Origin of the sequence: Pseudomonas sp. TKO26, from assembly GCF_003225665.1 — a bacterium.
Classification (GTDB): domain Bacteria; phylum Pseudomonadota; class Gammaproteobacteria; order Pseudomonadales; family Pseudomonadaceae; genus Aquipseudomonas; species Aquipseudomonas saponiphila.
In genome coordinates, this window is the sequence record NZ_QKLN01000015.1 from 12,976 (window position 1) to 30,101 (window position 17,126).

The following is a 17,126-nucleotide window of genomic DNA, read 5'->3' on the forward strand; positions in this document are numbered from 1 at the left end:
CGTTTGCAGAATGAAGTTCAGAGGAAACTTCGTTTGTCAGCCTCGGCACCGGCCAGCAGAATCGAGGCCGATCCGTACCTCTCTCGCTTCGCCATCCACAGCCACGGGAACCCTGTCCATGAGCAACCAGCGCTTCGTCAGTCCTGACCTGATCCGCCAGGGATTTTCCCGGGCGATGTCGGATATGTACCGCGAGGAGGTGCCCCTCTACGGCGCCCTGATGGAACTGGTGGCCCAGGTCAATGCCCGGGTGCTGGAGCAGCAACCGGCGATTGCCCGGCACCTGCAGCGCAGCGGCGAACTGCAGCGCCTGGACCTGGAGCGCCACGGCGCGATCCGCGTCGGCAGCGCCGCGGAGCTGGCGACCCTGGCCCGGTTGTTCGCGGTGATGGGCATGCAGCCGGTGGGCTACTACGACCTGACCCCGGCCGGGGTGCCGGTGCATTCCACGGCCTTTCGCGCGATGCACGAAGAAGCCCTGCAGGTCAGCCCGTTCCGGGTCTTCACCTCGCTGCTGCGCCTGGAACTGATCGACAACCCCGAACTGCGAGGCTTTGCCCAACAGGTGCTGGCCCAGCGGCAGATCTTCACCCCCAAGGTGCTGGAGCTGATTGAGCAGGCCCAGGCCGAGGGCGGGCTGGATGAGGGCGACGCCCAGCGCTTTATCCAGGAAGCCCTGGAAACCTTCCGCTGGCACCACCACGCCACCGTGACCGCCGCCCAGTACGCCAGCCTCAGCGCCCAGCACCGCTTGATCGCCGACGTGGTGGCATTCAAGGGCCCGCACATCAACCACCTGACCCCGCGCACCCTGGACATCGATCAAGTGCAGCAGCTCATGCCGGAGCACGGCATCACCCCCAAGGCGGTGATCGAAGGCCCGCCGCGCCGGGACTGCCCGATCCTGCTGCGCCAGACCAGCTTCAAGGCCCTGGAGGAGTCCGTGGCCTTCACCGACCAGGCCGACAGCCAGGGCAGCCACAGCGCGCGCTTTGGCGAAATCGAACAGCGCGGCGCAGCGCTGACCCCCAAGGGCCGCGCGCTCTACGACCGCCTGCTGAACGCCGCCCGCGACGCCCTGGGCGACTTCCCCAACGAAGCCAACGCCCAGCGCTACAACCAACTGATGCAAGAGCACTTCCGGGAATTTCCCGACAGCCACTCGGCCATGCGCGAACAGGGCCTGGCGTACTTTCGCTACTTCGTCAGCGAAGCCGGGCTCGCGGCCCGCACCGAGCCCCAGCGTCCGACCACCCTGCCGGCCCTGCTGGCATCCGGACACCTGGGCTTCGAGCCCCTGGTGTATGAGGATTTCCTGCCGGTGAGCGCCGCCGGGATCTTCCAGTCCAACCTGGGTGACGACAGCCAGAGCCACTACGCCGAACACTCCAACCGCCAGGCCTTCGAAGACGCCCTGGGTCGGGCCACCCTCGACGAACTGCAGCTGTACGCCCAGACCCAGCAGCGCTCCCTGGAACACTGCGCCGCGACCCTCGGCCTGCCGACGCTGTAAGCCGCGCCCGGCATCGACCCACGGGTCGATGCCGCCCTCCCCCCGGTGCGTTCGCCCATGGTCATGGACCCGCCGCGGCGGTATTCTGCGGCCATTTGCGCCCCTCCGGCGGCGCGCCACCACCAGGGATGGACACGGCGAATGAGATTCGCGATCGGCCTGTTTTTATGCGCGGCGCTCAGCCACGCACTCACCACCCACGCCGCAGAAACCGTCAACGACATCACCCAGCTCAACCCCATCGTGGTCGATCAGGTGGTGCGCCCCAGCACCCTGGAGCAGATCGTCAAGCAGGTGGCCGAGCATCCCGGGCCCATCGCCATTGGCGGCGGGCGCTACAGCATGGGCGGCCAGACTGCTACCGAACACGCCCTGCAGATCGACATGCGCGGCTTCAACCGGGTGCTCGACTTCTCCAAAGAACGCAAGGAAATCACCGTGCAGCCGGGCATCACCTGGCGCGCCGTGCAGGACTACATCGACCCCCACGACCTGTCCGTGAGCATCATGCAGAGCTATGCCAACTTCACCGTCGGCGGCGCCCTGAGCGTCAACGCCCATGGCCGCTACATCGGTTACGGCCCGCTGGTGAGCTCGGTGAAATCCATCAAGCTGGTACTGGCCGACGGCCAAGTGGTGGACGCCAGCCCGCAGCACAACCGCGAGCTGTTCTACGGCGCCATCGGCGGCTACGGCGGCCTGGGGGTGATCGTCCAGGCCACCCTGCAACTGAGCGACAACGTGCGCCTGCTGCGCAGCGTCGAGGAAATGCCCCTGGGCGCCTACCGCCCCTACTTCCAGGCCCGCATCCATAACGACCCCAAGGTCATCCTGCACAACGCCGTGCTCTACCCCGACCGGTACCAGACCCTGCGCGCCGTCTCCTACAGCCAGACCGAGCTCCCGGTCACGGTCAAGGAGCGCCTCACGCCCCTGGACCAGAACTACTGGAAAGAACAGAAGGCCCTGAAAGTGGTGAGCCAGTGGCCCGGCGGCAAGACCCTGCGCCAGGAGGTGATCGACCCCCTGGTGCTGAAAAAGCCGCAAGTGTCCTGGCGCAACCACGAAGCCAGCCTCGACGTGCGCGAACTGGAGCCCGAGTCCCGGGCCAAGCGCACCTACGTGCTGCAGGAATACTTCGTGCCCCCCGAGCAGCTGGAGAGCTTCGTCGAAGAAATGGGCACGACCTTGAGGGCGCATAACGTCAACGTGATCAACCTGTCGATCCGCCACGCCAAGGCCGACCCTGGCACCCTGCTGGCCTGGGCCAAGACCGAGGTGTTCGCCCTGGTGCTGTACTACCAGCAGAGCACCGCGCCAGAGGAACGGGAGAAAGTCAGCGAATGGACCCGCGCCCTGGTGGACAGCGCCATCAGGCACGGCGGCAGCTACTACCTGCCGTACCAGATCCACGCCACGACGCAGCAGTTTCGCGCGGCCTATCCCCGGGCCGGGGAGTTTCTCGCGTTGAAAGCCCGGGTCGATCCGCAGAACAAGTTCCGCAACAAGTTGTGGGATGCGTATGGGGTGGGGGCTAAGGCGGACCGGGCGCCATAAACGCCGCCAATCCAGGGGTGATCTGTCACAGGCACTGTTGCCCGAGGCCAATCCCCAATAAGGCACACGCCTGATTCCTCCTCTGAAGGGCGGCCCCGGGAGCGTCGCCCCTTCAGGTTGTCCATGATTACCCCTGCTTGCGGGATGACTGCAGATTGCCCAGCTGATCGGCCAGCAGATCCTGCCAGCCAGCGGGCTTGCCCTGACCGTTGGCGGCGTTGGCCAATAGCTCGGCAAGGCTGGCGTCCTCCTTATCCTGCGCCGCTTTTGCCGCTTCCAGCGCCTGGTGGGCCACCAGGATTTTCTGCAACTCCGGAGTGGTGGCGGTGCTTGCGTCCAAGGGCGGCGGAGGCGGCATTGCCGCGACCAGGGCGACCACATCCCCCGGGGATCGGGTGAAGGCCCGCAGCCCATCCATATTGTTCAGCATCGGCAAGGCCAGACCGGTCAGCGGGTCGAAAGCGCTGACTTGCGATGAACCCGGCACCCCGACCTTGCCCGCCAGCACCGGCCGCGCCAAAGACGGCAGGAACAGGCCGAGCAACATGCGCGGGTCCTTCTTCTTGATGCTCAAGCCGACGCTGGCCAGCATCAGCCCCACCCCCACCACCCGGCCAGCGGTGGCCAGCAGCGACAGCTCCTTGTTCGACTCGTTGTCAAAGTGCACCAGGCGAATGCGGAAGTAATCGGTGAACGGCTCCCGCGGGCCCAGCGCCGAGGTGTTCATGAACCAGGCGCGGGAGTCGTGGATCTGCTCGTCGAACAGCGCCACCAGGTCTTCCTTGCCGGATCGAGGCGTGTTGGGTGCGCTGAACAACTCCCGGTAAAGCTTGGTGCCTTTATCGTGCAGGTAGGCATACTCCTTGGCCTCGTCTTCCTCGTTGACCAGGAACACCGTGCCGCCCAGCAGCAAATCCAGAACGCCACCGACCTTCATGCTGTCGTCGAGCAGTCCCCACTCTTGCTTGTAGTCATGACGAAACTCGTCGGCGGCGCCTTTGAGTTGCTGGTGATCCAGGGGCGGGTCGAAGACCTTTTCCCGGCGCATGCCGTTGGCCTTTTCCTCACCACCGACGATCTGCACATGGCGCTGGTACTCCTTCTCCTGTGCCTCGGTGTAAGTCGGTACCGGTTTGCCTTTGGCGGCGGCCTTGGTTTCGGCATCATTGCGCGCCTGGATCGCCTCCCAGGCCTCGACCTCGGCCTTGGGCATATCCGGCGGAGCATTCTGATAGAACGGCTGCCTTTCCACCCCTCCGGCATAACGGTCGATGCGCCAACCGGTGATCAGCGCCTGTTGCCACTCGATCATCTCTTCCAGGGTGCCGGTGTGTTGAGCGGCGTCGGCTTGCCAGGCGTTGAAGCGTTTGATGAGTTGGTCGGAGACGTCGAACTCTCTTTCGATAGCTGGGCTCATTTTTCGCCATTTTTCATGAACTGCAGCCCGCCACGCAGTCTCCGGTACTTGTAACGGGGCGCCGGCCTTAAACGCTGCTGCATAAAGATGCTGTAAAGGTATTTGCGACAACAAATGCTTAGTACCAGACATCGCTTTACCTTGATCCTTAGGCGCATACCCTCCACCGACATCCGAGTGCACACCAGGGTAAAGATATTCGACGGTGCCACTACGGTAACTGGAGGGCTGAGTCGTATCGCGCTGGCCACTGGCGTTCTTTGGTCGGCGACGGATCGAGTCCAATGGGAAACTGGCCCGCTGCTCATGAGCCGATACCAAGTGCACGCAACGCTTGAGAAAGTGGCAGTCCTCAGGAATGGAAGTGTCCATGCAGATTGCTGACTCTTCATCAGGCAAACGCATGGTGCCGTCAGCCCAATCCATATGCCCGGCGGTAAAGGGAAAACTATCGGCAATGCCCACTGCCGCCACCGTGTCGCAGATACCGAGAAATTCAATGGAGATCGGCAATCCGGCAAAACGATACTCCACTGCGCCATCGCCGCCTTTACAACGGGTCAGGGTTTGCAGCCAATTGGCAAAGGTACGGGCTTGTGCAGCGCCTCTGGAGAAACCATAGACATATAGGCGCATGGCCAAGATATGGGGTTTCTCGCCTGTATCTCGTCGCTGCTGTAGCACCTTTTCCAGGTCATCTATATAGGGACGCATGGCGGCTTCACGTTTTTTTTCGCCATTTTCCAGTAGACCTAAAGTTGCCACGTTGCCATACCAACAAGTAGCCATGTCCTCCACCAGAGACTGGGTTTCGGTCACTGAAAGAAGTTTTTGTCTCGGAATTCCCCCCTTTAACGCTGCTATCAGTCGAGTAAGGCCCCAGTTGATTCGATTTTCACCACCACTGGCAGCTATCAACCCCCAATTACTGGGTACCATTTCCTTAATATCAGGAAAAACCGTACCCACACCTGGACTGTAATACCTGAAATAGCCATTCTCCCGAGTAGTATCATCCGATCCTAGACTCGCATGATAAAGCCGAGCCATATTGCTACATGAAGAAGGATTCGAAGCACTATCAGCCTCATCATTATTGTTTGTCCCATCAAACACCAATGTGATATGCAAAGTCTTACAGCAAGGTGTTCCACTGTATGAATCGCCCCTGACCTCAGAAAATTTACGCTGCTGCTCACTGAATTCGTCTTCATCACGTCTTTGTCGACTGATATTTTCCGAGAGACGTTTAGGATCTGCAGGTAAAAGCCCAGCCAAAGGAAAATCCGGAGCAATCAACGTATTAGCAGAATGATTTTTTTTATCATTCTTTATTATTTCAGACATACCTTTGGCTCCTCCATAGTCAGCGGATAGTTATAAGAATAACCTGGATCATCCCTCCTAATGTTTTCAGCAGAAACACGCACTTGATCACAAGGTAAAAAATGCACTTTCAAAACTCCTACGGTATCGTACCGAGGAATATCTACAACAGCTTTATGCCTAGAGTAGTTAGCTGCATGACGTTCATAATCCACGTCATCAAATTGGCCATACTGATCTCGTTTAATGTACCCATCAGGATCCGGATCTTTTTCCCACTCAACAACAGCTCTCAATCCTGGAACCCAATAACGAGGAACAACGCCACAGCAAACTTCGCTACCACCACCTTCATGTGGCCCCAAGTTCGGCCCACCCGCCCCATTCACCGAAAACCTATTAATCGCCGCCGAAGTATGGTTATACCCCGTCACTGGAGCCGACAACATCTTCGACTCAGACTGACAAGCGCTTGCAGTCAACACTCCGGCGGCCAATGAGCACACACGAACAACATTCAAAAACCCAAAGTAACCACTCGCTAAATAGCTTTTCATAATTAGCCCTAACATACTTCAGGCTCCTCCATAACCATTGGATATTTGTAAGGATAATCAGGATCATCCCTCCGCAGATTATCGACAGAAACACGAACTTGATCACACGGCAAAAAATGGACTTTCAAAGATCCAACAGTGGAATACTGGGGAACCTCCACAGTCGCCTTGTGACGTGAGTAGTTTTTTTTATGTTCTGCCATACGCTTATTCCAAGCGTCAGAATATGGGCGCTCTGGCCATTTCCCATAAGAATATGGATCGGGATCTTTTTCCCATTCAACAATAGCTCTTAATCCTGGAACCCAATGACGAGGAACAACACCACAGCAAACTTCACTACCACCACCCTGATGCGGTCCCAAATTCGGCCCACCCGCCCCATTCACCGAAAACCGATTAATCGCGGCCGATGTATGGTTATAGCCTGTCACCGGTGCCGACAACATCTTCGACTCAGACTGGCAAGCGCTTGCAGTCAAAACACCGGCGGCCAACAAGCACACACGAGCAATATTCAAGACACCAAATAGACCGCTCGCAAAAAACTTTTCCATAATTAGCCCGGACATACTTCAGGCTCCTCCATTTCCATTGGATAGTTGTAAAGATAACGTGGATCCGTCACCTTGATATTGTCTGCAGAAACACGTACCTGGTTGCACGGCAAAAAATGAACTTTCAATGTTCCAGCCACGGAGTACCTAGGAATTTCCACAATAGCTTTGTGACGCGAATACTGCTGTTTCTCCCTTTCCATTCGCTTATTCCAAGCATCAGAATATGGTCGCTCTGGCCATTTCCCATAAGAATATGGATCAGGATCTTTTTCCCATTCAACAACAGCTCTCAACCCTGGAACCCAATGCCGAGGAACAACACCACAACAACTTTGCTTTCCTCCGCCTTGATGCGGCCCTAAGTTTGGCCCACCAGCCCCATTCACCGAAAACCGATTGATCGCCGCCGAAGTATGGTTATACCCAGTCACTGGAGCAGACAACATCTTCGACTCAGACTGACAAGCGCTTGCAGCCAACAGACCGGCGACCAACAAGCATCCACGAGCAACACTTAAGACACCAAATAAACCGCTCGCAAAAAACTTTTCCATAATTAGCCCGGACATACTTCAGGCTCCTCCATTTCCATTGGATAGTTGTAAGGATAACCAGGGTAGCCTGGAGACGTTCCAGCAGCAGTAACACGAACCTGATCGCAAGGTAAAAAATGAACTTTTAATACACCTGGACTATCGTACCGAGGAATATCCACAACAACTTTATGCCTAGAGTAGTTAGCTGCATGACGCTTATAGTCTTCAACATCAAGCTGCCCATATTTACCTCGTTTAATATACCCATCTGGATCCGGATCTTTTTCCCACTCAACAACAGCTCTCAATCCTGGAACCCAATGCCGAGGAACAACACCACAACAACTTTGCTTTCCTCCGCCCTGATGCGGCCCTAAGTTCGGCCCGCCCGCCCCATTAACCGAAAACCGATTGATCGCCGCCGAAGTATGGTTGTACCCCGTCACCGGGGCGCTCAGCATCGGCGACTGGCTCCGACAGGCTGTGACCAGCAACACGGCACTCAACCACCCGGCCAATGACACTGCGGTCTTCCAGCTCCGCGTTTTACACATCCACTTCATGGCATCTCCCTCCCCTACTCATCCACCACGAACGGCGAGTTATCCAACAACCATTGGCGAATAAACGCCTGTCGTTCTCCGGGTGCTTGCAGCCCTTGCTGGCAGGCCGCCATCTGGCTGTGGAACAGGTGGCGCATCAGGCCTTCCTCGCGGTTCAGGCCGTAGTGCTGCGGGGTGGCGCTGTGCTCGCGGCGGTGCCAGTCGGCGTCGGCCCAGGCCTTCAGGCTGGCGACCTGCGCGGGGTCGAACAGGAAGCCGTCCGCCGTTGGGGCGTCGCTGTGTCGGGAGTAGTGCCCCAGCAACTGCTGTGCCCGGTGGTCGCGGTCGAGCCAGTGCCAGGCAATCACCGGGCCATGCAGGACGCGGCCCTGGGCCGGGGTCAGGGCTTCGCTCACCGGCAGGAACAGGCGCGGGTCGTAGTAGCGCAGCACCCCTTGTTCGCGGCCCTGGTTCCACTGCGCCTGGGTGCAGCGGCTCAGGTGGGCGGCCAGGGCCTCGAAGGGCCAGGGGCTGAGCAGCGCCAGTACGTGCTGGGTGCAGTCGACGGTGCCGAGAAAGGTCTTCAGCCAGGTTTGATGACGCAGCTTCAGCCGCAGCAGCAATGGCCCGGCATCGGCGATGGCGGCTTCCGGGGTGCTATCGAACAGCTTGGCCAGAGGCGGAGCGTCGGCCAGGGTCGCCAGTTCTTGCAGCAGCGGGTAGTCAAGGCCGGTGGCGTCGATCAGCAGGTCGAGGTGCTCGTGCTCCAGCCGCTGCACCTGTTGCCACAGCAGCTCGTGCCACAGCGGGTTGCTCGTATACATGGCGGGCTCCTCTAGCGCGCTTCCAGCGCCTGGTTGTTGGCCTTGGCCCGGGCCAGGCACTGCTTGCACACTGGCAACGGCGGGTTGGGCGCGGCGACCTGGGGCAAGGCGCCCGGTAGATCCCGATCCGCCGCCCCCGGCTGCAGCGGCGCCTTGATGGCGATCCCGCTGCCGCTACCCGGGGAACCGCCGGCGTTCTGTTTCACCAGTGGCCCGACGATGGTCACGCCGCCCGGGTCGAGCTTGATAAAGCTGCCGCCAGCCTTGAGGGTCATTTCCAGCGCGGCTTCGATGACGATCTTGTCCCCGGCCTTGAGATGGATTTCCTGCCCGGCCTGGGTCAGTTGCGCCACGCCGAGCTTGATGTGCTGGGTGTCGGCCACGGTGAGGTGGTCGTCGGCGCGGATTTCGGTCTTGCGCGCGCCGTGGGTGGTGCGGTGTTCCTCGGCCTTGAATTCGCTGTAGACGTGGTGCTCGACCGTGTCGTGGCGCTCGTTGCCAACAAGGATCTTCTGGTCGTGCTGGATGTTTTCATCCCAGTCGCGCTGGGCGTGGACGAAGATCTGTTCGGCGCCCTTTTTGTCTTCGATGCGCAGTTCGTTGAAACCGCCGCCGCCCGGCGAGCTCAGGCTCTTGAATACGCTGCGGGTCTTGTGCGCGGGCAGCGCGTAGGGCACCTCGTGTTCCTTGTGGTACAGGCAGCCGCTGACCAGGGGCTGGTCGGGGTCGCCTTCGAGAAAGCTGACCAGCACTTCCATGCCGATGCGCGGGATGACCAGGGCGCCGTAGCGGTCGCCGGCCCAGCCGGAAGCCACCCGCAGCCAGCAACTGCTCTTGTCGTCGCCCTGGCCCTCGCGGTCCCAATGAAACTGCACCTTGACCCGGCCGTACTGATCGCAGTGGATCTCCTCCCCGGCCGGGCCGGTGACTACCGCGGTCTGGCTGCCCAGCACCCGGGGCTTGGGGTGCTTGAGCGGCGCGCGGTAGAACACGTCCCAGGGGGTGGCCAGAAAGCGGTTGCGGTAGCCCTGCTGGAAACCGTCCTCGGCCCGGGTATCGCTGGTAATGGACTCTTCCAGCACCTGGGGCTGCTTGCCTTCGTGGGTCACCTGGGTCAGCAGCCAGAGGTCGTTCCATTGCCTGCGCGGGTGCTCGGACAATTGCAGGAAATGCCCGCTGACCAGCCGTGGTTCATCGCCCCAGCCCTCGGCCTGCCGATAGTCGGCGCGGTGGCGCTCCAGGGCGCGCTGGCTGAGCAACTTGCCACGCTGGCGGTCAGTGAAGCGTCCGGGGTAGTCATAGTCTTCCAGGTCCGGTTGCGGACTCCGGGCCTCGGGCCGGTAGGCGGCCTCCAGTTGCAGGCGCGGTTTCTCGAAGTCGTAATCGCGGCGGCTGGTGCGACTGGTGCGCGACGCCAAACGGACTTCGAAGCCCTTGATCACCGGCGCGTCGGCCACCAGCCCGCTGCCGCGCACGTAGGCAGTGGGCCGGCCGAGCTTGGGGAACGCGGTCTGGTTGTCGGCAAACACCAGCAGGTGGCCGCCACGGCTGTGCTGGAAGTGGTAGTGCAGGCCTTCTTCTTCGCACAGGCGCTGGATGAAGTGCAGGTCGCTCTCGTCGTACTGCACGCAGTAGTCGCGTTCCGGGCATGGATGCTCGATCTGGAACCGATAGGCATCGGCGAGGATGCCGTGCTCTTCGAGAATCGCGGCGATGATGGCCGGCGCCGAGAGCTGCTGGAAGATTCGCTGGTTGCTGCGGTGGCGCAGGTAATCCAGACGCGGCACCAGGGACAGCTGGTAATGGGTCAGGCGCTTGCCGGAATCGCCCTGGGCCACGCGGCGGATCTGGCCATGAATGCCATGGCCCTGGGGGTCGAAGGCGAGAAAGGCCTGTTTGTGCAGCAGCCCTTCCAGGTCCAGGGCCGGGTTGTCGCTGACCAGTTGCAGGTCGAAGCGAAAGGGCTGGCTGATGCCTTCGGTGCCCTTGAATCCGAGCACCTGCAAGTCATTGGCAAAGTCTTCGACGCTCAGGCTGAAGTGGGTTTCACTGGCCGAGTTGAACATGTGCTGCTCCTTGTTCGCTGTTCATGGTTCACGCCGCTGCAACCAGCCGCCCAGCCAGCTGCCCCTGGGGACAAAGGCATCCCGCAGTTCCTCGACGCCGATGGCCCGCTCCGCGGCATTCAGCGCCAGGGCCGTGCGCAGCGCCGGCCAGCAGTGCCCCGGCAATTGGCGCGGGCGTTGCAGTTGCAGGTCCAGCTGCTGCTCCCGGGCCTGGGTCGAGGGCAGGCGGCGATAAGGGTGCTGGCCGCTGACCAGCTCGTGGATCACGCAGGCGGCGGCGAACAGATCGGCCGCCGCCGACAGCGGCGCGCCTTCCAGCAGCTCCGGGGCGGCGTAGCTGGGGGTCCAGGCGTCGAAACGCTGGCGGTTGAGCCCTGGCAGGCCCGGCAACAGGCCCTGGGCGGCGCGGCTCAGGCCGAAGTCGAAGAGGCGCAGGCCGTCGTCGCCGAGCATCAGGTTGCCGGGCTTGAGGTCGCCGTGCAGCACCCCGAGGCCATGGCAGTAAGCAAGTGCATCCAGCAAGGCCGGAATCACCTCCCGCGCCTGCGCCCAGGGCAAACCCAGGGGCCACTGGCAGAGCAGTTGGTCCAGGGGCATGCCGCGCAGTTGTTCCATGGTGATAAAGGCGCAGGCGTGCCCGGTGTCCACGTCGAAGCCGTGCATGCGCACGATGTGCCGATGGTGCAGGCGCCGGGTCAGGGCGAACTCGCTGTAGAGCAAGGCGCTGGCATCCGGCGCGTCGGCGAAGGCTTCGCTGAGCAGCTTGACCGCCACATAGGGTTCGGGGTCGCCGAACTGTTCATGCAGCAGGTCCCGGGCGCGGTACACCACGCCCATGCCGCCGGCACCGAGCAAGCGTTCCAGGCGGTAGCGGCCGGCCAGCAGCCGGGGCAGCCCGCCCAGGGGATCGAGCACCTTGAGCACCGGCGCTGTCGGCAAGCGCCGCTTGCCGCCGCCCCGGGCCTTGCCGCGGCCCTTGGAGCCCTTGCCGCGCCCCTTGACCGGCCGCTGCTGCGTTGCCGCCGCCGCGACCACCCGGGTCAGTTCGCCCGGCGCCGGCGAGGGTGAATGCGGGTGCAACAGCGACAGGTTCATTGGCGCACCACCACGGCGGTCAGGTTGTCCCGCGCCTCGCCGTCCAGGGCGTCCTCGAACAAACGCTGCAAGGCCACCTGCGGCGCCGCCAGGCTCAAGGCGCGGCACAGGGCGTTGCGGGTCAGATCCTGGTACAGGCCGTCGCTGCACAGCAGGAACACGTCGTCGGGATAGACCTGCAGTTCCAGCACTTCCAGGCTCAGGCGCTCGCTGCCGCCCACCGCCCGGGTCAGGGCGTTGGCGGCCGGGTGCGCGCGGGCCTGCTCGACACTCATCTGCTGCTCGTCGATGAGTTTCTGCATCAGCGAATGGTCCCGCGACAGCTGGTACAGACGCTGTTCGCGCCACAGGTAGCAGCGGCTGTCACCGGCCCAGATGCAGGCGGCGCGATCGCCCTGCAGCAACAGCGCGACCACGGTGCTGCCCATGATGCTGTCGCGCCGTCCGGCGGTGACCGTCAGCTCCTGGCCCAGGCGCCGGTTGAGCCAGTGCAGGCACTGGCGCACGCTGGCTAGGCGGGCCTCGAAGCTGTCCTCGACCGGCAGTTCGGCGAGGCTGCTGACGATCAGCCGGCTGGCGATGTCGCCGCCCTGGTGCCCGCCCATGCCGTCGGCCACCACCCACAGGCCGCGCTCCGGACAGTCGAGAAAGGCGTCCTCGTTGCGCCGGCGCACCTTGCCCGGGTCGGTACGGGCCGCGCTGCGCCAGGCCCCGGCAACGTTCATCAGAGCTGCACCGGCAGGCGGAAGCTGCGCAGCACGCCCATGTCGAACGGGTTGGGGGTGCGCTGGCTGTGCAGCAGGTAGTTGGCCCGCAGTCCGCCCAGGTCGGCCTTGATCACCATCACGTCACGTCCGCTCAGGTATTCGTTCTGCATCAGGTCGAACAGGCGGAACAGTGACCAGGGACCGCTGTTCTTCTCGATGCCGATGGGCCGCCCGGCGAGTTTTTCCAGGACCAGGCTGGTGCGGCCGTTTTCCGCATCGGTGGGCCATTTGAAGGCCATGGGCACGATCGGACCGTGGCGGTACTCGAACTGCTGGTTGCCGAAGCGGAACTCGGCGCGGCTGACACTGGGGTCCAGGGTGTAGGGTTCCAGGCGGAACTGCACCTGGGGCTCGGCGGGGGTCTCGGCGAAGAAGCTCTGGCGGATGACCTGGGCCGCGGCCATCTGGTCCAGGTAGACCCGGGACACCGGCAGGCTGTAGCCGTCGACGTTGCGCAGCCGGTAATTGCCCGGATCGCCCACCACGAAGGGCCGCAGGTAGGTGTCGAAGAAGCGCTCGGCCAGGCCCTGGGCCTTGAAGAACTCGCGGAAGTCGCCGATCGCCACCTCGCTGCTGCTGTGGGCATCGAACGGGTAGCGCTTGTGGATGGCCTTGCCGTAGAAGCCGTAGAGCTCGCCCTGATAACGCTGGTTGAGGTAGTGGTAGGCGTCGTTGAGCACCAGGCGCCAGGTGTCTTCGGCCAGCAGGTTGAACCAGGCGCTGACCGGTCGCGGCAGGCGCCCGGAACTGGTGCGCAGGGTGCTCAGGGCATCGCGCTGGCCGCTCATGCGGGTCTTGGCCATTTCAAAGGCCGCCTGTTCGGGGTTGCCGGAGCGGGCCAGAAACGCCAGTTGCAGCTGCAGTTCGTTGAGCGCCTGCAGGGCCGGAGCCAGGTCCGCGGTGGGGCCGTTGTTGTCGTCGAGCAAGCGGTGCAGTGGCTCGAAGCGGCTTTGCAGGGATTTGCGCGCGGTGTCCGGGAGCTTTTTCAGCAACCCGTCCTTGGCCTTGCCCGCGGCCGCCGCCGCGACCTTGCCCAGGGCGCCGCCACCGACCAGCTTGTCAGCGGCCTCGCTCAGCTCATCGCCGGGCTCGGCCAACACCGGGAAACGGGTGTTGTCGCGCACTTCCACCAGCAGTTGCAGGATCGGCGAGTTGGCCGAGGTCAGGCCGGCCACTTGCTCGGCCCCTTCGCCGGCATCGTTGATCGGCTGCAAGGCCACCCGGCCAACGGCCTCGCCCCAGTGGTTGGCGTAGTCGCGAAAGTACAGCTGCTCCAGCTTGACCATCAGCTGGCGCAGGTCCATGCCGCTGATGTCGCTGCCCTCCCCCAGCACCCAGTTGTCCTGGAGGATGTCGCTCACCAGGCTGGCGCCCTGGACCGAGAAATACTGCTGGTAGCCCTGCTGGGTGTAGAAGCCCGGGATCACATAGTCGGCACCCAGCAGCAAGTGGCCCTGGGGCCCCAGGTGCTGGCTCAGGCGATAGTCCGGCAGGCTCCGGGCCTGCTCGCGCAGCACCCGGTAGATCACGTCGGCCAGCGACTCGCTGCGCAGCACCTGGCGGGCCTGGGCCACCAGCGGCTCATTGAGCGGGTAGCTGAAGGGTTGCTGCAACAGGCGCTCGAAGTGCCGGTTGAGGCCGTTCTGCACCGGGCTGTTGCCGGGGTAGCGCCGCGACCAGTCGGCCGCTACCCAGTCGCGCAGCCAACTGGGATCGCGGCGCTCCTTGAGGTTGAGCATCAGGTAGGCGCGCAGGCTGTTGAGCAGGCGCTCCCGGTCCTTGAGGTTGCTGCGGATCTGCCCTTCGAGCAGCTGCGCCACCCGTGGCAGCAACTGGGCCTGCAGCTCGCGCTCATAGGCCGCGCGCAGCACCGGGTTGCTGGCCTCGCCCTGGTACAGGCCAGCGCGCTCATGCAGCGACACCTGGCCCTTGGGCGGGAACACCCGGGTCGCCTGCTCACTCAGGTCCAGGCTCTTGAGCGCCGCCATGGCGTCGCTTTGAGCACTCAAGGTGGCGCGTTGCTGGGTCCATTCCCGGGCCAGCTCGCGCAATTGTTCCAGGCGGCCATGGTTGGCGGAAAAACCACTGGCCCATACCAGCCCGAACAGGCCCAGGGAACCCAGCGCCCCCAGATAGAGGGCACGCTGGCCCCAGTCGATGCGCCGGCGCTCGCCCTTCTCCAGGCCCGCCAGTTCGGCTTCGGGGAAGATCACCTGGCTGAGCAGGTGATGAATGAATCGCGCGCGCCCGCTGTGCAGGTTCGGCAGCAGGCTGCTGGGCAGGCCCAGGTTGGCGCCGATCCCGGCCGTGTCGGGGTCCAGCGACTGGCTCAGGTGCGGCGCACTGGTGAGGTAGAAGCCGCGCAACAGGCTGGCGCGCTGGTAGCGGTTACCGGTGAAGGCCATGTCGACGAACAGGCACAGGCGCTCGCCGATCAGTCCCAACTGGTGGGGAAAGTCGAGTATCCGCCCGCGACGCTGGGTGTCGCGCTCCTGGTGCATGCGCATGATCATCTGGCTGTTGAGGCGCCGCAGCAGGTCTTCGAACTCCTCGCGCAGTACCGCCACATCGGTGCCGTCCTGCTCGCGACGGAAGCTGACCCCCAGCACCTGCTCGCTCTCTTCGCGGCTCAACTGATCGAAGAACTCGTCGAACCCCAGCAGTTGGTCGGCCTTGCTCAGCACCAGGTACACCGGCACCTCCACATGCAGTTTTTGCCGCACGTCCTGCAGGCGACTGCGCACCTGGCGCGCCAACAGTTCCAGGGCCTGCTCGTCGCCGCCCTGCAACACTTCCACCGGCAGCGCCAGGAGCACGCCATTGAGCGGCCGATTGCGCCGACGGCTGCGCAGCAGGCCGAGCAAGGTGCTCCAGGCGTGGCTGTCGGCCTCGGGATCGGGCTGGGTCAGGTAACGCCCGGCCGTATCGATCAGCACCCCGTGTTCAGCGAAGTACCAGTCGCAATGGACGCTGCCCTGGGTGTCGCGGGTCAGTTTGCGGTCGATGCGATTGAGGGGAAATTCCAGCCCGGAAAAATCCAGCAGGCTGGTCTTGCCACCGCCCTGGGGCCCGAGCAGCAGGTACCAGGGCAGGTCCTGGCGCCAGCGCTCGCTGCGGCCGCGATACAGGCTGGAGGTCTTGAGGGTACGCAGCGCATCCTTGAAGCGACTGCGCAGTTCTTTCTCCTCGTCATCCATGCGTTGTTCGCGTTCCAGGCTTTGCCGGCCTTCCTCGCTGTCCTCCAGGGCGCTCTTGCGCACCCCGGCGCGCCAGTTGGCGAACACCATGCCCAGGCCCCAGATCAGGCACAGTGCGCTGATGCTCAAGAGGCGCGCCGTGGTACCGGCCCAGAACCTGTAGTCGTCCACCGCCAGCAAGGGCCCGACGAACCACACCAGCAACGCCATCAACAACACCAGTAGCAGGGTCCAGACCCAGGTCCTGGCGAGGAACAGGCCGACTTTCTTCAACAGAGTCTTCATCACAGTTTCCCGTCTTGCGGCGCGTTGACCGAGGCCGCCGAATCAAGCTGACGATAAGGTTGCAGCACGCTCTCGCGCTGCTGCGCCAGAACCCAGGCAAACCCCGAATACATCACCGCCAGGCTCACCAGGGTGAACAACGCCACCGTCCACCAGGGCACGATCCGCACCAGGTCCGGGCGCTGATCGCCAAAGCCCTGCCACTGCGGCGACAGCTCCCGGGGCACGTCGCCGCGCAACTGGCGGATCTGCCGGTACAGGGCATCGCGGATGCCTTCCAGTTCGAGCATGCCGCGGGGCGCGACCCGGTACTTGCCCTCGAACCCCAGGGACAGGCACAGGTAGATGAGCTCCAGCATCGGCAAGTGGCGCAGCGGATTGCGGGTCAGTTGCTCCAGCAACTGGAAGACCTTTTCGCCGCCGAACGTCTCGTTGTGAAAGCTGCTCAGCAGGCTCATCTGCGACCACTGGCTTTCATTGCCCCAGGGGGTGCTCACCACCGCCTCGTCCGCCACCGTGCACAGCACATAACGGGCGCTGCGCACCTGGCCGGGCTCGGCGCCGTCGTGCAGCGCCCGGGCCTCGAAGCGCCGGATGGCGGCGCTCAGTTGCTGGTTGAGCGCGTCCAGGTCTTCGCGCACCACGCTGTGCTTGAGCCGCACCACTTGCGAAAGCAGCTCGGACGCCGCGGCCACCAGGGTGTTGAGGCTGACGTTGAAGGCCTGGGCCGGTTGCAGGCGCGCGGCGTAGATCATCCGCTGCTCCAGTTGCTCGATGCGCGGCGGCGCGGCGGCGTCCGTCAGCGGGCCAGTGCCGGCGTGGGGCTCGTGGCGATCGACGAGGACGGTCTTGTCGTCCTGCGGGTATTCACTGTCCTTGGTCAT

The 17,126-nt window shown here is 63.0% G+C and carries 13 protein-coding genes; 2 read left to right on the forward strand and 11 right to left on the reverse strand.

What is annotated here, in order from left to right; all coding sequences use genetic code 11:
- Positions 1–118: 118 nt before the first annotated feature.
- Together DNK59_RS20100 and DNK59_RS20105 are read left to right on the forward strand one after the other, a co-directional pair.
- The gene (locus tag DNK59_RS20100) at positions 119–1,513 is read left to right on the forward strand and encodes a VOC family protein (RefSeq protein WP_177431277.1); all 1,395 of its coding nucleotides are present in this window, start codon (positions 119–121) and stop codon (positions 1,511–1,513) included.
- Between the two features lie 141 nt (positions 1,514–1,654).
- On the forward strand, positions 1,655–3,070 hold the full coding sequence (locus tag DNK59_RS20105; protein ID WP_110724317.1) for an FAD-binding oxidoreductase: 1,416 nt from the start codon (positions 1,655–1,657) through the stop codon (positions 3,068–3,070).
- Positions 3,071–3,197: 127 nt separating this feature from the next.
- Here the strand turns inward: DNK59_RS20105 and DNK59_RS20110 are convergent, their stop codons facing one another.
- The 11 genes from DNK59_RS20110 to icmH are packed head-to-tail and all read right to left on the reverse strand — an operon-like array spanning position 3,198 to position 17,126.
- Entirely contained in the window at positions 3,198–5,834 is a 2,637-nt protein-coding gene (locus DNK59_RS20110; RefSeq protein ID WP_110724318.1) for a DUF2235 domain-containing protein, read from the reverse strand.
- Positions 5,822–6,385, reverse strand: coding sequence for a DUF3304 domain-containing protein (locus DNK59_RS20115; protein WP_239690676.1), 564 nt, complete (start codon positions 6,383–6,385; stop codon positions 5,822–5,824). Before DNK59_RS20115 ends, DNK59_RS20110 begins: the two co-directional genes overlap by 13 nt.
- The gene (locus DNK59_RS20120; RefSeq protein ID WP_256596487.1) at positions 6,379–6,942 is read right to left on the reverse strand and encodes a DUF3304 domain-containing protein; all 564 of its coding nucleotides are present in this window, start codon (positions 6,940–6,942) and stop codon (positions 6,379–6,381) included. The genes DNK59_RS20115 and DNK59_RS20120 overlap by 7 nt, the downstream gene beginning before the upstream one ends.
- Positions 6,930–7,499, reverse strand: coding sequence for a DUF3304 domain-containing protein (locus tag DNK59_RS20125; protein ID WP_371920307.1), 570 nt, complete (start codon positions 7,497–7,499; stop codon positions 6,930–6,932). Before DNK59_RS20125 ends, DNK59_RS20120 begins: the two co-directional genes overlap by 13 nt.
- A complete protein-coding gene (locus tag DNK59_RS20130; RefSeq protein ID WP_177431280.1) occupies positions 7,487–8,020 on the reverse strand; it encodes a DUF3304 domain-containing protein in 534 nt (177 codons plus the stop codon). Before DNK59_RS20130 ends, DNK59_RS20125 begins: the two co-directional genes overlap by 13 nt.
- Positions 8,021–8,043: 23 nt before the next feature.
- Entirely contained in the window at positions 8,044–8,832 is a 789-nt protein-coding gene (locus DNK59_RS20135; RefSeq protein WP_110724320.1) for a DUF4123 domain-containing protein, read from the reverse strand.
- A gap of 11 nt (positions 8,833–8,843) precedes the next feature.
- Positions 8,844–10,898: a type VI secretion system tip protein TssI/VgrG gene (gene tssI, locus DNK59_RS20140; RefSeq protein WP_110724321.1), complete on the reverse strand. Its 2,055-nt coding sequence runs from the start codon at positions 10,896–10,898 to the stop codon at positions 8,844–8,846.
- A 21-nt stretch (positions 10,899–10,919) separates the two neighbouring features.
- Positions 10,920–11,993 (reverse strand): serine/threonine-protein kinase, encoded by a 1,074-nt coding sequence (locus DNK59_RS20145; RefSeq protein ID WP_110724322.1) that lies wholly within the window; start codon positions 11,991–11,993, stop codon positions 10,920–10,922.
- On the reverse strand, positions 11,990–12,718 hold the full coding sequence (locus DNK59_RS20150; RefSeq protein ID WP_110724323.1) for a PP2C family serine/threonine-protein phosphatase: 729 nt from the start codon (positions 12,716–12,718) through the stop codon (positions 11,990–11,992). The genes DNK59_RS20145 and DNK59_RS20150 overlap by 4 nt, the downstream gene beginning before the upstream one ends.
- Positions 12,718–16,242 (reverse strand): type VI secretion system membrane subunit TssM, encoded by a 3,525-nt coding sequence (gene tssM / locus DNK59_RS20155; protein ID WP_110724324.1) that lies wholly within the window; start codon positions 16,240–16,242, stop codon positions 12,718–12,720. The genes DNK59_RS20150 and tssM overlap by 1 nt, the downstream gene beginning before the upstream one ends.
- Positions 16,242–17,126 (reverse strand): type IVB secretion system protein IcmH/DotU, encoded by an 885-nt coding sequence (gene icmH, locus DNK59_RS20160; RefSeq protein WP_110724325.1) that lies wholly within the window; start codon positions 17,124–17,126, stop codon positions 16,242–16,244. Before icmH ends, tssM begins: the two co-directional genes overlap by 1 nt.

Bases quoted from the DNA above. Each gene is read 5' to 3' on its own strand.
- DNK59_RS20135 (WP_110724320.1), bottom strand. From the start codon at position 8,832: ATGTATACGAGCAACCCGCTGTGGCACGAGCTGCTGTGGCAACAGGTG.
- tssI (WP_110724321.1), bottom strand. From the start codon at position 10,898: ATGTTCAACTCGGCCAGTGAAACCCACTTCAGCCTGAGCGTCGAAGAC.
- DNK59_RS20150 (WP_110724323.1), bottom strand. From the start codon at position 12,718: ATGAACGTTGCCGGGGCCTGGCGCAGCGCGGCCCGTACCGACCCGGGC.
- icmH (WP_110724325.1), bottom strand. From the start codon at position 17,126: ATGACCAAGGACAGTGAATACCCGCAGGACGACAAGACCGTCCTCGTC.
- DNK59_RS20100 (WP_177431277.1), top strand. From the start codon at position 119: ATGAGCAACCAGCGCTTCGTCAGTCCTGACCTGATCCGCCAGGGATTT.
- DNK59_RS20145 (WP_110724322.1), bottom strand. From the start codon at position 11,993: ATGAACCTGTCGCTGTTGCACCCGCATTCACCCTCGCCGGCGCCGGGC.
- DNK59_RS20115 (WP_239690676.1), bottom strand. From the start codon at position 6,385: ATGTTAGGGCTAATTATGAAAAGCTATTTAGCGAGTGGTTACTTTGGG.
- DNK59_RS20105 (WP_110724317.1), top strand. From the start codon at position 1,655: ATGAGATTCGCGATCGGCCTGTTTTTATGCGCGGCGCTCAGCCACGCA.
- DNK59_RS20110 (WP_110724318.1), bottom strand. From the start codon at position 5,834: ATGTCTGAAATAATAAAGAATGATAAAAAAAATCATTCTGCTAATACG.
- DNK59_RS20120 (WP_256596487.1), bottom strand. From the start codon at position 6,942: ATGTCCGGGCTAATTATGGAAAAGTTTTTTGCGAGCGGTCTATTTGGT.
- DNK59_RS20125 (WP_371920307.1), bottom strand. From the start codon at position 7,499: ATGTCCGGGCTAATTATGGAAAAGTTTTTTGCGAGCGGTTTATTTGGT.
- tssM (WP_110724324.1), bottom strand. From the start codon at position 16,242: ATGAAGACTCTGTTGAAGAAAGTCGGCCTGTTCCTCGCCAGGACCTGG.
- DNK59_RS20130 (WP_177431280.1), bottom strand. From the start codon at position 8,020: ATGTGTAAAACGCGGAGCTGGAAGACCGCAGTGTCATTGGCCGGGTGG.